Annotated in this window: 8 protein-coding genes and 1 CRISPR repeat array; of the genes, 1 reads left to right on the plus strand and 7 read right to left on the minus strand. The window is 43.9% G+C overall.

What is annotated here, in order from left to right:
• Window positions 1–337: 337 nt before the first annotated feature.
• Window positions 338–1072, minus strand: coding sequence for a hypothetical protein (locus tag ABNT34_RS00430; RefSeq protein ID WP_348727764.1), 735 nt, complete (start codon window positions 1070–1072; stop codon window positions 338–340).
• Window positions 1073–1617: 545 nt separating this feature from the next.
• Between ABNT34_RS00430 and ABNT34_RS00435 the strand changes: the two genes are divergently transcribed.
• Window positions 1618–5493: a DUF4365 domain-containing protein gene (locus tag ABNT34_RS00435; RefSeq protein WP_348727766.1), complete on the plus strand. Its 3876-nt coding sequence runs from the start codon at window positions 1618–1620 to the stop codon at window positions 5491–5493.
• Window positions 5494–5631: 138 nt separating this feature from the next.
• On the opposite strand, the gene ABNT34_RS00440 is transcribed toward ABNT34_RS00435, so the two are convergent.
• The 6 genes from ABNT34_RS00440 to ABNT34_RS00465 all read right to left on the minus strand — a co-directional run bounded on the left by ABNT34_RS00440 (window position 5632) and on the right by ABNT34_RS00465 (window position 14820).
• Window positions 5632–6339, minus strand: a complete 708-nt coding sequence (locus ABNT34_RS00440) for a hypothetical protein (protein WP_348727768.1) — start codon at window positions 6337–6339, stop codon at window positions 5632–5634.
• Window positions 6340–6480: 141 nt separating this feature from the next.
• A complete protein-coding gene (locus ABNT34_RS00445) occupies window positions 6481–9537 on the minus strand; it encodes an RNA-directed DNA polymerase (RefSeq protein ID WP_348727770.1) in 3057 nt (1018 codons plus the stop codon).
• 224 nt (window positions 9538–9761) lie between these two features.
• Window positions 9762–9970: a CRISPR direct-repeat array (repeat unit 28 nt; unit sequence TTTCTAAGCCGCCTATACGGCGGACCAC).
• Between the two features lie 105 nt (window positions 9971–10075).
• Window positions 10076–10696, minus strand: a complete 621-nt coding sequence (gene cas6f / locus ABNT34_RS00450) for a type I-F CRISPR-associated endoribonuclease Cas6/Csy4 (protein WP_348727772.1) — start codon at window positions 10694–10696, stop codon at window positions 10076–10078.
• On the minus strand, window positions 10693–11715 hold the full coding sequence (gene csy3, locus ABNT34_RS00455; protein WP_348727774.1) for a type I-F CRISPR-associated protein Csy3: 1023 nt from the start codon (window positions 11713–11715) through the stop codon (window positions 10693–10695). Before csy3 ends, cas6f begins: the two co-directional genes overlap by 4 nt.
• On the minus strand, window positions 11693–13600 hold the full coding sequence (locus ABNT34_RS00460) for a type I-F CRISPR-associated protein Csy2 (RefSeq protein WP_348727776.1): 1908 nt from the start codon (window positions 13598–13600) through the stop codon (window positions 11693–11695). The genes csy3 and ABNT34_RS00460 overlap by 23 nt, the downstream gene beginning before the upstream one ends.
• 5 nt (window positions 13601–13605) lie before the next feature.
• Window positions 13606–14820, minus strand: coding sequence for a TniQ family protein (locus ABNT34_RS00465; protein ID WP_348727777.1), 1215 nt, complete (start codon window positions 14818–14820; stop codon window positions 13606–13608).
• Window positions 14821–15055: the final 235 nt, after the last annotated feature.

A 15055-nucleotide genomic window follows, 5' to 3' on the forward strand; every position in this document is an offset into this window, starting at 1 on the left:
TCTTCCTGATACTCGCCCTGACGGGCCGGCTGCGCCGTTCCGGTTTGCTCCAGGCAAACCGCTGTCGAACAACAGGTTCTCATCCGACAGGGTGCTATAAATGTCGTTTAATTCATAACATGAACTTACACGTTCAAATAAAATCAAACACTTATCAATAACTCAACCATAAATTGGACTTTGAAATTTTAACCATAAATTGAACTTTTATCCAGTAGCCTTCGCTATTCCTGTAATTGTTAGATCATAAATGAAAGTAACATACTGCCCAGATGAGCTAGATTACCAATCTGCTCGCGTGAAGAGCTCATAGGCAAGCTTAAATCTGAGGAAGAAGTCAAATAGGGACTGGGATTTGATCATATTTCTTAAGTAGTGACTGCATACGTACATTCAGCTTTAGATACTTGGAATACACTTTCGGATTTCCATAGTGCTGCTTCAACTTGATTTGGGTAATATCAACCATGTTATGCAGTTTTCCTAAATATTCTTTAGCTGGCTCACGTTCAAGTAGGTACAGTCGCTCAAGATTTAGAACATCCTCAATGCGGTTTAAGCAATCTACACCCCAAAAGCCATCACCATAATTGGTAAAGCCAATACTTTGTAAACCATTTTTATCGCTGAAATATTCGATAACACTTCTATCAAAGATAACTCTTGGCCAGTCAGCAAACTGGCTCTCTAGCTCATACGCTTTAATCATCGCAGGACCAAACACGCCATCAGCTTTATGATATAACTTCCCGTAAGCCATCCCCCCTCTTAATGCGACAGCCTGATTTAGGTAAATGTCTTGCAGCATTTTCACCGTGGCGCTGACTAAAATGTTTGATGCTTGCTCAACATCTGAGTTTTTGACTTCAATTGACAGCACAATGCAATCACTAAACGTAGTAGCAATAGGGTTGCTACCAATCTTCTCCATGTAGTCTTTACTAGATTTAAGTTCTCGCTTAATCTTCAGAATAATTTGATGAACAAGACTGCACTCTTCATCTTTCACCAGTGCCGAAAAACCCAAAATGTCCAGAAAAAGGCATAACCTGTTTTGGTAGTTCTGGTTCATTTATTGCTCCCTATCGCCACTATATTTTCGTAATATCTGCTTCAGTTTGAAGAACACCATAAAAGGTAATTTTGCATAAAACACTGCTAATACGTAAAGCATTCCTCTAATATAACGCCCAAACGAGCCTATACTTTATTGTTAAATCGCTTATTCATCTTTTTTGTACATTTAGGTATTTAAATCAGGATGGTCATTCTGTTTCTCGGGAGTAACACACTGCCGTCTATCTGGTGTGCCATCTTCATTCTTTCGCTTTGGACCAGACTTAATACTCAAGTTTAATTCCTTACACTAACTAGAATAATTAGAAACTAAGCAGCCACGATAGTGATCTTATACCTTTATTGTCAACGATAGGGTGCTGGTAGGGTATGAAACCGTCCTACTGTTAAATGTCTGCTCAATTGATAGCAATAGCATGTATTAACGGTTACCAAGTTGCTTAGCTATATCAGCTAGCATATCGTTGTATAGGTAGAGACTACAGACGCCCCGTAACCCGCTTGATTGCACAGCGAGCAAAACAAATTAAGGACTTGTTTTTGAATCAATTACCCACAGAGAGCAGTAGTCAGGAAATAGGTCGACTCGCAGAGCGATCTTTATTGAGCCAAATACCCGTTTCATGGATCCACACTCCGGCCTCTGGTGACACGGATTTTGGTATTGATTACCTAATGCAAATCAAAAACACAAATGATGAAGTTTCCTTTAATTTCTATCTCCAGCTCAAAGGCACCATGAACCCCGTCTATAGTGCAGACAAAAAATTCATCACCGTTGACATTAAGCTATCGACCATCATGTATTACCGCGCAACAGAACCGGCCGTCATTTTGGCAATGGTGGACCTGAAAGATCATGGCGGAGCTTGGTATAAATGCCCAATTTATTATCTGATCTTGGAGGATGCTTTTTTCTTAGAACTTGCCGGCAAAGAAGGTCAGAATACCGTTTCGGTTAAAATACCAACCAATAATTTGGTCACTAGCACACTGGATTTGTTCGGATACTTCCAGAACAGGTTTACCGAACAGTTAGCCGTTTCCGGGCTTAAAAAGCAACTGTCTGACATCAACATGCCACTCACGCCAGCCATCGACATGATTACCAGAGGCCTTGAACAAAAGCCAATTTACTTGGACAGCATGGCAAATCCAATAGACGCACCTTGGGTGCACAGTCCTGAAGGATCGAATGCTGCAGCACTTGAGAACAGTTGGAACTTGCTGTCTTCTAACAAGATTGTTCTGGCAGACCATGCTCTTTCCTTAATTTCACAACAATTATCCGGTCTAACCTCAAACGAGTGCGCGGAGTATCACTTTCAAATGGCTCGTCTGCTCTCTTATCAAGGAAACCAAGATGGGGCTAAAACTCACTATTTACACGCCCATCAGGCCTGTGAACGCCAGCGTTACAAATTGGCTTATCTTGAATCATTATTCGATAATGAAGAAGAACTTCCTCCTGAGATCTTGCAATATATTATAGATGCCTCAGACACACAGTCTTACCAAAGCTGTTTTCTCAAAGCGAAATGCATGGCACTTCTCGGGCAGGTTGATGATGCTCTTACTTTGATGGAGACTCAATACTCAGAGCGTATAGCAGGAAGACTTGTTATCTTATGTGTTGGCGAAAGGTTTCTCGACGCTGATGCCCTGCTCGCGAAGGCAGACCAGCTTTCCTTTCATAATATTCATGATGAATACATATTCCATGTAGTAGCTGCCCGACGACTTTACTTCGTTCACTTTGCTGAAGATACAAGCGAAATGCTGTTGGTGCCCGTACACGGACTGGCAACTTACAATGCGTCCAAGATGAATAGAGCAATGACGCATATTAGCCGGGCCTGGGCCCTATCCTTGGAACTGCCACATCTTCCAAATATTGACCAACTCATCACTGTGAGCTTGCCAGTTTGTGGTTACTTTGACCGACTGAGCGAACTGGCTCAGCATATAGAGCCATTCTATCGAGAACGTTCTAAAGACCAAGCGCTGACCCGGAATTACAGCCGAGTACTATGGCACCTGAATCGTTTTGCGGACGTAATCAATGTCATCCAGCGACTCATAGCACCCGATGGTTTTGACCTCTATTTACTTATCATAAGCACTTATATGATGGGCCGAAAGAAAGATGCTCTTAAGCTACTGATGAGTAGTGAGGACAAGTTATTTGATTTGAGTAATCCAAGCGCACTATCTGCTGTAGCTATGGGCGTGCAGTGGGCATCTGAGCTTTTAGAACATAAGGTCGCACGGCGATACTCAGCATTATTGGAATCATCAGAGGAAGGCAGAACCTGCCTTGCAATACTCGAATGCGAGAAGCTATGCAAAGACAATCCAGCCCAACGGAAAGAGCATCTGTTACATCTGCATAATGTGTATTGCAGTACAGGAAAACCATTACCAATCGCCCAATGCCTTCTGGAAAACCTTGACGCACAGGATGAAGAATCTGCAAATATCATCATATCGTTGAGTGATTTCATTTTATTACACAAAGAGCTTTCACCTGAGCACTACTTGACCAGAGCACACAGCTTTTTAACTACAAAGGATTGGGAAAGTGCAGAGGGAATTGCGACCAAGAAAGTTGGCACCGGTGATAACGGTATAACTTGGTCTCTCATCTTAGCGGCTAGTTTGAAGGCACAAGGCCGCTTGGGGGAGTCACTTTCCGTGTTGAAAAAAGATCTTGAGCTTGTTCAGCTTTCGAGCGAAGCATTGCAGTTTTACATTGAAATCAGCATGAGTTTGGGATTGTTGGAGGATGTGATTGGTGAAATTAAAACACTCTATGCAAAGGCTACCACACGGCAATTGAGAGTCGAGGTATTAAGCCGATTACTGATGGTTTATGTTCAATCCAAAGCATATCGTGAAGACCTCAAATTTGCATTGGCCGAATATGGCAGACTCGTAGACCAAAACAGTATGCGGGAAGAAGGTAGCTTCTTGATGCTCTCATTGACCGTCAGTAGTTGTCACTTAGATACCGCTGAAACAAAAGCTGAGTTTCAAGCGCGCCTCAGAACTTACACAGAACAGTTCCCTGATTCACCAATTCTGTGGAAAAAAATGTTACACGTTGATGTCACCCCGGAAGAACTACTTAGGCAGCTTCAACAAATATCAGGTACTACCGACGACCAGATAAGACAGAGCGAAATCAACACACAGGCTATTCGCGATGGATCGCTCCTAGCACCTTTTGTCGTGCGAACTCGGCTCATGTTAGGCATTAAAGACATTTTTGCGCTTTGGCATAAAGCACAAACAACTCCTGCTGAGAACCTGGAATTTAAAATCAAACATGCGCCGCAGCTTACGTGGGTATCCTTTGAACAGCAAACCCGCGTTGGCTTGCACTTGCTTTTCGACGAGACATCTTTGCTTATTCTCTATGAGATTGGGGCATTGGATGCCGCTTTAATCGCCACTGACCGCTGTTACATACTACAATCCACTTTTAATGCTATTCGGGATGCGCATAACATTTGGGAAGGTTCATGGAGTACTATTGAAGCCGAAGACATCCTCAAATCCTTGCACGCCATTTTACCCAAAATTACTATTATCGAGCCTACAACTGGTTTGAGTAATGCTTTAGCATTCGATTTGTACGCGGACGCAGTCAAACAGACCGGCGCGATGTTCATCTGCGATGATCAAAACCTCGTCTGGGCCGTATCGCACTTACATGGTTCTGTCCCTTCGGGTAATAGCGTTAATGTTATTGAGTATCTGTACCGGAAAGGCCAAATTGATGGTGTTGTGCAGGCTCAGTTAATCGGTATGTATAGTCAATTACCAGCTATTATTGGGATCAATATTCGTATTGATTACGCAGCCACTATATTGGAACATTGCTTGCCTCAACGTGTGTACGTGGATTTTACAGGAACGCCATTCGGTCACCTCTTTAACAAAATTATCTTGGGAAACGGTTCCGACAACGAGATCGTAATAATAGTGCTGAAAATTTTGCAGGCAGCGCAGCTAATACGACCTATAGACCCGATAGTTGTACTGGATATTTTGGAGGCAACCCAGCAGTATTACCAGAAACTTACAGTGCCAGAGATTGTAGGGAGATGGTTTCTTTATCAATGCATCAACACTCCAGCGTCTTCGTCCGTGCTGTATATAAGAGATGATAATAAGCGCGCTATCTGGCTCGCATACTCACAGATGATGAACAAGTATACAAATTCCATTGTTTCTGACATTGACTTACTTATTCCTATATTGCAGAGTCTGCGCAACTTTGCTCCCGATGTGAGGAATAACACGTATTCTGCGTTGGAGTCCTGTATAGCTTTCGATGGCACACTGCTACAAACCATGCGCTTTATACTCGATCAACTAGAGGTTGATAGACGACTGCTGCAATCCAAATAGTATTTGAAAAAGCCATGCATAACTGAAAACTACAAAGTTTTTACCGGCAAACACCGACACCAAACTAAAAACCAATTATATTAATTCAAACTCTCTCAAAAATTGAAAGTCCGGCCAGAGTTTTACTCGTGAAATGAGTCAATGTACATTAGAGCATGTGCTTGATTTACTCATGTCTTCATTATCACGGCAAAATATTCGAATGGCTTCGTCAATGGAAGTAGACTGAGATAAGGTCCAATAGTTATCAACGACTAAGTAACGGTTTGTTCGAATGCTGGATTGAATGCCAATAACACTTAGAAACTCTTCGAGTGCCCAAAGAGCAGAATTAGAAGATTCGAGTTCGTAATGAACATCTACAATGGTGGCTTCTGGCACCATCCAAGAGCGGCTCGAAAGTGGAGGAATCCTGAACTTTAATGATGAGTTTGCTTGAAGTCTTTGACCATCAAGCTCTTTAAACTCTGTCGCAGGGACGTAACTCAGATTGCCTCCAGGTAGCGTTAGTTGCCCATCGCTGTTGACATGTAGTGGCAAGTTATCCGATATCTTGAAGACAACCCTTTGAACTCTGGGAAGTTCGATGCGAAATGTTTTAAGGGTACGATCTGAAGGCGTATCGTTTTTAAACTGAAATTCATATGCTCTTCCAACTGATTGTATAAACTCTAAAGAAACGTTGCCTACAAAATGTTGGTACGTAGCCCCGTAAAGTACAACTAATAAACCAGACCCAACGAAGAAGGCGAACAATTTTTTAAGCGAAACGTATCTTGTAATAGCCTTACCGTCAAAATTCGGCGGATTCTTATGTAATTTATTCTGCTTTCTGGAACGAGCCATTAGTATCCACCTAATTACGAAGCCACACTTATCCCACACCAATCATCGTATCATTATCATCTGTAGTTAACATTACTTACAGTGAAAACATTCACAAGATAATAATGCATACATCGATTAACCACTTTCCTCAAAATAAACTTAAGAAGGCAAATCTTTTCGACTATGGTCAATTTGAAAACCATCAGGTACCGGCTTAAAAGGCCCAGATGGGGATCTATGACTACTTTGAAACTTGCGAAGTGATTTAACGTCAATTTCTCCAATGACACAATAATCAGTGATACCACCTTTAACCCTTAAAATATCTCGCATCCAGCTGTCTTTATATGGAGCTCGAATCCGGCTATCGCCATACTGTCTATCATTACACTGGATAATGTATGCATGAATATCTAATGCAGCGGATTCAACTAGTGCATTAAAGGTTTCAGTATCTTGGTTCCACTCAGGTACAAACAAAGCATCAATTTTGCCACGTAACGCCGACCGATACTGAATATTGGTAAGCTCACTACATACCAACAAGGCGAAACGGAAATTGCCGTGCTGTATGATCGGAGGCTCACTCCAGTGTTGCACAGGCTTGAGGCTAAGGCCGGCTAATCTCTGTAGTTCTTGTTCTTCATGTAATGCTGGCCGTTGTTTATCTTGCCGATAAATCATCAATGAAGGAAAACCAAGACCATCATGTGTCATTGATACCCAGATCTGATTACGAACTAAAGACTTGGGTGAGTGTAGATACTCGATCCCACTAATAAGCGAAATTCCCCGGCCTTGTAGCTTGCGGGCGATACGTATAAACCAATGCGCTGGCAGCGAAAGTTCTGGGAGAACTAGATAACGACTTTGTCGTGGCTCACTGATTACCGTATCCAATAATCGGTTTAACCTTGCATATCTCAATGCGTCAGGGTCTGTGCCTTTCGTTACTGCAGCAGTCCAACTCTCCATGCTGGTTTTCCAACTAGAAACCGCCACCGCATACTTCTCGGGAATGTTGCCATCAGGGATCTGCAATACACCTTTCTGATCGAAACATGGTGATTTTTCGTTTAGTTGAAAACCACGAGTTGCGAGTACTACCCTACGTAGGGCGTTATGGCCATCTGGTTTGTATGCTTTACTGTCTAGAATAAAGAGTTCAGGTAAGTTAAAAGGCCGTGTAGCGAATATCAATCCGGTTGGGATAGTTCTGAACTTAATCCAACTGCTAAGCTCAGCCGCGCCAATTTTAATATCATCAGGTAAGAGTTCATGTGTTGGTGAATAGTTAATCACTGCTTTTCGAGCAGGAATTCCCCTCTGTGAAATCATCTCTTTGGGCAGACCAATAAAGCGAAATGGCATATGTGCCAGATCAAAGAAAAACAAACGAGCTTGCAGCTGCTGAAAAACCCTTTCGGATTGTGGCCAATTCGCCTTCGATTCTTTATCCAGTGATGGGCGATAATCGGCCATGTTGCTTTGCCAGGCTTGCTTGCCGAGTTTTGATAACCGTGGTGGAAATGCTGCTGCAATATTCTCGCATACAGACTTAAAAAACTGGACGCGCCAACGCATGAGAATTTCTGCATCAGGCAGTAATTTAACCTCCTCGCTAGCCTTTATATCTATCGAGCATGATTTATTGAGCAAGATACAGACGGTTGTAACAGCCTCCAATATTTTACGCAAAGCCGCAAAATCCTCGCACGCCGTAGCAAGTTTTAAAACCCGTGGTAAATACACGGATAAGTCGAAGAATGTAGGGAGGACTAAAACATGATCAATAAACGCACAAAAGAAAGCTTTACGATGAGCGTGCCAAGTTGCTGGTGGCAAATCACGTTCGTAAGCTTCAAAATCACGAAGTTTGATAGCGAACCCTGCACGTCGCATCGTCAAGCTATCAGCTTTACGGAGATTATCAGCGGCTTCCCCATCACTTTGAGTAGCGGCAAGCAAATCCGTCCCTACGTACTCCGCGCTTAGAGGTATTCTTGGCATTGCTCGCCACTCACTAGCTCTGGCATAAATTTGATGTTTAATTGCTTCGACTAAAGCCCGCCCTGGTTCACCTGAAAGCAGAAACACCTTATTTTTACTATTTGAAAAACGTATTTTGCTATCTTCCAAATAGCTTGGAGAAAATGCAATTTCCTTATTTTCGGCTTTATCTACCCAGCCTAACTTTCCATATGATCGGCTAAATAACCACTCCCATACTTCAGCAGTAGAACGAAAGTTTGCGCCGTTTTGCATTACTAATAAGATGTCATCTACATAGCGTCCGTAATATAAAGGCATTACTTGTTGCTCTATAAAACGGTCCATCTCTACCAGCGCTACGTTTGCAATTACAGCTGATGCTGGTAAACCGACGGGTAAGCCTTTTTTTAAAGGAGTCTGCAGTGCCCAAGACTTGAGCGCATTAATAAATAGCCGATGTAATTTCTGTTGATCTGCATCCAGAGAGATGTCTAATACGTTCTCAATAAATTCGTTATTGAGCATAAAGCCGGGGTTTAGTTCGTGGTAGAACGAACTGACATCTGCTGTCAACGCTACAATTTTTTTCTGTTCAGTTAAGGCGGTTTGCATGGCCTTAATACCATTATCACGCCAATCTCTAAATGGTTTCAGGTAAGGTGCAAAAGAACCCAAGGAAAGCGGGTTTATTGATTTGCCATCTTGTGTGCGACGTAGCCTGTTACCATAAGCGCATTTAGTTAACTTCGCGTCAAACAAATATCCTACTTTTAAAAGCCATAACGTTGATAAAACGTGAAAGTCTAAACTACAAGCTGCCATAACTCTGAATTGAGCTACTGGTGGCTTTACTCCTTGTTTTGCTTTTAATTCTTGGCAAAGATAGTCCCATTCTTCAGCCGGAGATGAGAAAATCAGTCCGTGGCCATTATCCTCGAGGTGTTTATCCCACGCATCAGCACTAACCGACTTGGTAGTTAAAGTCCAGGTACCTAAGAATTTAGGAGTCGTGACCCAACTTTCATCCGTGGCAGTTATTTTAATTAGCAATTCACTAAGGTTTTGCTGAAGCTTTTCTTCGTAATCAGCGATAGCGGTCAAGCAGGGGTGAGATGAGTAATAAAGATCTACTTTGGCTTTGCGATAAGCTAGCCCCATATCCGTTAGGCAAAAACTCAAGGTAACATCTCCATGTGACAATGAAAGCCGAGTGACTGCAACCATCTAGATGAGATGCCTTGAGAACAGTCCCCAAACTAAGATGTTTTCAGAATAAACTTTGTACGCTCAATATAGCAATATCGGGACAAAAACGTTGACCTAAAACTACAAATCGCCCCTAGAAAAGACAAGTGATGCGTTTGGCTTTCACTTATAGCCATCTCTAAAGAACAAGCTGCCGCCTTTCGGCGGAATTCAGGATTTGAACCTGTAACTTATGCATCCGGTTTTTAAACCACCTATACGGCGGATCAGGATGACGACTGGCCTACTACCTGTTGGTTAACTTTCTAAGCCGCCTATACGGCGGACCACAGTTCAGGTTCTAATCGTTCAACAATGTGGTTTTTCTAAGCCGCCTATACGGCGGACCACATGCAATGCCCAACTACACTTGTTTCTTCCATTTTCTAAGCCGCCTATACGGCGGACCACCTAAAACAAATTACTATAAATTCATTTAAAATCAGTTTATTACCTAAAAACCCACTAACAAACCATAAATTATCGCCAGAGTGTTTATACAAATAAAATCAATGACTTATTTTTCATCAAAAATAATAGGTCTCAGACAGGGTACTGATCCCTGTTGTTCTGGTCGGTTTCCCAATCCATAACTGTTGAAGTCTGCGGGCTTTTGTTGCTCGCATTCCATGCGCCCGACAAAAAGCAAAAAATCTGCGCCACTGGAGCTACCACTCGGTAGCTGGTGAACGAAAGGCACTTCAATGCACTCGCTCACCTCAGGCTTATGTACATACTCAACACCTGCCTTAGCAGCTCTTAATTGCAAACGCTTCAACATCCTTCGTTTAGCTGATGGAGTTGCTTTTTCAAGCCGCCTTTCCCGGTAATAAATAAACTCACAATGCTCTTGACCATCAGGTACCAGCTGAACAGCACCAACTTGGAAATATCCCTCTTCCGCCATTCGGACAAAGTAATTCTGCTGGCTGAGAATGACCAATACACCTTGCGATTTGGACACAAAGGCGATGGTGCGTCCAATACTGTCTTGCTCCCATTCAGGAAAGGTCACGCCGATGTTGCGTAGTTTAAACTTCGTCTGATAAGCATGCAGAATACGGATACATTTGCCAGCCAGGAACTCGCAATTCACGATCTCGGGCAAATAGCGAATATAGAAAAAATACCGGCTCAACTGGCGGCTCCTTTTTGAAATAAACCACCTTTAATCAGGTTTGCAGCCAGAAAGTGAGCGTTGTCGTTGGGCTGTTTAGTTTTTTTAATGTCCTCGGCAAGTTGTTCAACTTGACTGATAATACTGAAAAAATCCCGTCCTTGTTCGGGAGTCCGAAATGCTGTGCCAGTCTTCTTATCAACACCGTATTGACCTACTCGCAGGGGTTCAACCGCATCATCAAACCAGTCGTCAATCTGGGCGAGAGCTGCCCCGATTTTGTATGCCCCCAAAATCGGCGTTTCGAGACCATCTGCCATAGTTTTCTGGAAAATCCGGCCGACAGCATCAGCGTCTTCCCGCTCACTGAACGCCTGACTTGGATAAACTTCCTGGCAAGTCACTGGAACAATCTCAGCCTCGACTTCACACAGTAGAAATTTATTGGGATTTGTCAGTGCTTCGTTAAATTCTTCGACCAATTCAGCCCAACCAGCTAATGTCTGCTGCCAGCCCTTTTGCCCTATATATGCCTGTACATTTTCAGCAACCAAATGTCGGCCGGTATGAGTACGAACTCTGATGGTAGTGCTAAGCGAATACTGATTTCGCCATAGCCAGGCACCTGAGAAGATCTGGGACAAATAACGTTTTGCAAGATACCTAAACCCTTCAGCAGTTTTATATGCCTGTACAAACGCTGACATTGACTCTCTGACACCGACGTCGCTGCAAACTTCAGGCACCATTGAGTTTGCATTCACGGTCAATGAAAACCGGCAAAACAGCTTGGTCGCATCATAGGGCACATGGCAATATTCAATGGTATGAGGGTTTCCTTCTCCAAGTTTTTTTGCTGTAGCGGTAGCTTTAGGAGTCATTGCGTTATCAAACCCTTCTGTCACGCCTTCCTTTTGACCGAGGATCTTCACTGTTTTAACAGGCAGCGGTTTTTCGCTGCCTTGTTTGCTCAGATAGGTAAAAACGCCCACGCTGGGTGATAGCGAACGGCGGTAGCTAAATCGTTGGGGCAGCTTCATGTTCAGTTCCCTCAGTCCCTAATAAAAAGGCATTTGGAAGTACCGCAAGCTTCCAGAAAAATTCACTATCCACTGCATCAGCACTGGCATAGCTTTGGCGCACACTGCCGAGTACAGGTTCAGCGAAAGCATGTGGCAACTCATCGACAGCACCAGTTTTCTCCGTCGGAGTCTCCAACAGTTGGTAACCAACAGTTGAGAGCAGTAGATTTGGCTCTGCAGCTAAAGACTGCATATCACTGGGAATAAAACTCAAGTCTGGTACCAACCAACGGCCTCTTTTTCCAGGTATGTTCTGAGCCGTTTTATAAAAGGAATCCCGCCAAAGAATATGCTGTAGCCCATCAACTTTGATATGCACAGCTCCCTGACACAGTGAATTCGGCAAGCATGAAATCAATTGTTCAGGCGCAAGTTGCTGCTGAGATTCATGGATTTTTAAAACAAAACTTACAACCAAATCACAATAACGAGTTGGCAACACTGCTGGAACAACGAGCTTTTTGCCGTCCAGATTTGTCTCTCTGGTTAGTCCGCGGTTGTCCAAGACAAACTCGTGTAAACACACCGCGAAACTCTCAATTTGAAACGCCTTGCAGTTTGCCAAGCGTTGAACTTTGCGCTCAAACGCATGCAGGAAACCCCAAATCCCCATCAAAGATGGGACACCTACAGTGTATGCAGAACTCAGTGCCGATGCGCCAGAAACCCTGATGCTCGGTAATAGAAGATACTGATGCTCACTAAACTCTGTTGAGTTTTCAGATCTAGGTAGCGCATCATCAATCAACAGATTGAGTAGCTTGGTAACGTCTGGATTATAGGCCAGCTTGCTGCCAAGCTTTGTCTTGCTCAGGTGGGCATTAAACCGTTCAACGATAGTGCTTACAGCGAGCCCACCCTGAATGTTGTATGCCTTCTTCCAGGTATCAATGTAATTCAGTGCGTCGCGCTTCCAGTCTTCAACCAGACGCCTGCGATTGTTGGCCGCTAACAACATCTGCTCAGTCTTCGTGAGCTGCACTAAGGCGAATAACTCCGAGTCAGGCAATTCATACTTGGGCTTCGCGGTATGCCATATCCGCAGCTTCTGCGGCACGGTCCTGAACGTAAAAACCTTGCCAGCAGCCGAAGCTGCCAAATCGCCTACACTGGCAGCTCGGGTATGAGCAATCACGCACCGGTGAATCCGCTCGATCTTTAATGCCAGATGTATTTCGCGCTGTAGGACATGAGATGGCACCGGGGTCAGCGCACAATAGGCGTTGCGATATGGCAACCTGATTTGACGTAACTCCGGACCCAGCTCAAGCATGGTCTGCTTGGGAGCAATTTTCTGCAGCTCTTTCGAGACCATCAGAAAATCCTTTTTATACATCCCTGCTTCAAGAAGCATGTCTCGGAAAATCGTATTCTTTTGGCATATCAGGTCTGCAATACAGCAATCCGAGCCGCGCCAGTTAAAGACTGCACAGAAAAATATCTGGTAATTGATATCCGCAGAATTATGGGCCCAACCCAGCCTGGTCCGGTCTTTACAAAGCTGAGACGAAATATAGCCTGTGGGGAGCGTACCGAGAGATTCAAGTCGCAATACGCCGCGGTTTTTGTAATCTGGGTACTTTAGGTTATGCGTATGCCTGAACCTGATGGTCGCGACGCATTTACTTAACCACTCTTCAGAGCGTAGCAAGCGGCGTGCCTCTGCTTGCGAGGTAACATCAAGTTCAGCAGTGAGTTTTACCGTCAGGTTAACCAGAATATGGATGGCTTGAACCTCTGAGCCATCAATACAGACAACGTCACTCAGGGCATTAAAGGCACGTTTCAGTTCAGTATTTCTAGTCCGCACATCCGGTTGTTGTAGCAGATCCTTTAAATGCATCCGGGTTACCACCTTGAAACCAGATATCGTCTGTTTGATGTCTCACTTTGATAAGACGTCAGCCAGCAGCAGAGCACGTCGGATAAACGAAATATAGGGGAAATCACAGTCGCAATTTGGCTGCCTTTAAGCTGATGCTTAGTTTGCAGAATGCCTTGGTCATACAGCGACGCTATCTGCTCGGTGGTCGTGTTAAGCAGAACTGCAGCTTCAATGCTGTTGATAGCTAAATCACCGAGTGGACTACCTTTATCGATCACTTCCTCAGACAAAAATCGAACAATGCTTCTAAGCACAATGTTGTCTGAGAGTGCCGAGCCCGGTAGCCGACACGACACAGACAGGAGCTGACCGAAAACGTCCTGAAAAGTCATTTCATCTGCAGGTAACACTGCAAGCTCAGTAGCTTTTGCATAATCTGACTTTAGTTTTTCAAACAAGATGCCTGGCCAAGCTTTAAAGTAGCTAAGAATTGAGTATTCAGCTTTGCAATTGGCGGGGGCGATATACAACCTGAACCAATGGATAAGGCCCCATCGATGGCTGAGCCCAACGTCTGGCAGATGCTCTGTTACTTCACCGGCCAGCCAGGCCGATAGAATGAGCTGCGATTCAGGTGCATGTTCAACTTGCTCAAGCAAAGACGCTCCGCATTGATAGCAACTGTCAGAAAAAGTCTGCTCGAACATCTTCAAAGATGCACCACAACGACAGTGTTGCATCAGTAAAATGCCATGCTGATGGCAGGACGCATATGAATGAAAATGCCAAAGTTGCCGACCATACCCGGTTTCTTTAATACACAAAGGACATATGGGAATTTCATCCAGTTGTCGCAACTCTTCCAGCGGAACATTGACACCCTGCCGGTAAAGGCTCACACGCTTTTTTGAAAACGTAACCGCACCTCGGGCCAGGCAGATATCCAGCAACTCAGATAATGTGCAGCCAGTGAGTTCCGCAAATTGGCGCAGCATATCAATACGCCGCCGACTGGATATCTGTGCATGATGCAGGTTAGCACTCGCCATATCCTGGGGTAAAAAGGATTCAAACCGTCCCGCAAAAGAGCTGGTAACACTGCTTTTTAAAGACTCCATAAAAGTCGAGAAATCGGAGTAGCCATTGCCCCTGGCAATCCGCAGCATGAAGAACTCAAGGCTTTCGTCTGAATGAGACTTGGGGCGAATCAGATAGCGCAAAATATACTCAAAAATCATCGAAATCCCTTTGTAAATCAAGCATAGATGCTGTTTTACTTTATGCAATATTTACATCTGTCATAAAGATAGGGATAGTGGCATTTGTGGACGATGCCTATAGCGATGATCGAATCACACCGCTTTTCACTGAAAGCGGACGTTGTTGAAACCGAAGCTATCATGGATCTCGAAATTTTCGAGCTGTTCTCTCAATGCCCGCAGGCTAAAAATTCGAGCGCTATTCGTGGCTGTT

It is taken from the genome of Rheinheimera texasensis (genome assembly GCF_964031785.1).
In the GTDB taxonomy this organism is placed as follows: domain Bacteria; phylum Pseudomonadota; class Gammaproteobacteria; order Enterobacterales; family Alteromonadaceae; genus Pararheinheimera; species Pararheinheimera texasensis_A.

Excerpts from the sequence above, each read along its gene's own strand:
- ABNT34_RS00430 (WP_348727764.1), bottom strand. The coding sequence starts at position 1,072 with ATGAACCAGAACTACCAAAACAGGTTATGCCTTTTTCTGGACATTTTG.
- ABNT34_RS00440 (WP_348727768.1), bottom strand. The coding sequence starts at position 6,339 with ATGGCTCGTTCCAGAAAGCAGAATAAATTACATAAGAATCCGCCGAAT.
- ABNT34_RS00445 (WP_348727770.1), bottom strand. The coding sequence starts at position 9,537 with ATGGTTGCAGTCACTCGGCTTTCATTGTCACATGGAGATGTTACCTTG.
- csy3 (WP_348727774.1), bottom strand. The coding sequence starts at position 11,715 with ATGAAGCTGCCCCAACGATTTAGCTACCGCCGTTCGCTATCACCCAGC.
- ABNT34_RS00460 (WP_348727776.1), bottom strand. The coding sequence starts at position 13,600 with ATGCATTTAAAGGATCTGCTACAACAACCGGATGTGCGGACTAGAAAT.
- ABNT34_RS00465 (WP_348727777.1), bottom strand. The coding sequence starts at position 14,820 with ATGATTTTTGAGTATATTTTGCGCTATCTGATTCGCCCCAAGTCTCAT.